Here is a 391-nt window from a genome sequence, read left to right as displayed (position 1 = left end):
GAGTAGTGGCGCGACTGGTGCAGGTTGCCGCCGTGGAACCACAGCGCCTCCTGCTGCGTGGGCTTCCACATGTTGCGCTGCTCGCCCTCCCACGGCCCCGGGTCCTTGGTGGTGTCGGAGCCCAGGCCCCACACTTTCCCCACCTTGTCCGCCACCTCCTGGCTGATCAGGTCGGCCACCCAGCCGTTCATCGAGCCGTAGCCGGTGGCATAGACCACCAGGTCCGCCGGCAGTTCGGTGCCATCCTCCAGCACAACGGCGTTTTCCGAGAGGTGGCTGATCTCCTTGCCCGCCTGCAGCTTGATGCTGCCGTCGATCACCAGGTCGCAGGCGCCCACGTCGATGTAGTAGCCCGAGGCGCGGCGCAGGTACTTCATGAACAGGCCCGAGC

General features: G+C 66.8%; 1 pseudogene. It reads right to left on the bottom strand.

From position 1 onward, the window contains the following. Positions 1–391 (bottom strand): annotated as a pseudogene (locus JZ792_RS41550) (NAD(P)/FAD-dependent oxidoreductase); the annotation flags it as partial.

The organism is Nocardia noduli (assembly GCF_019038455.1).
Classification (GTDB): domain Bacteria; phylum Actinomycetota; class Actinomycetes; order Mycobacteriales; family Mycobacteriaceae; genus Nocardia; species Nocardia noduli.
The sequence above is the reverse complement of the archived record's forward strand: the minus strand, read 5'-3'. Positions and strand labels throughout refer to the sequence as shown.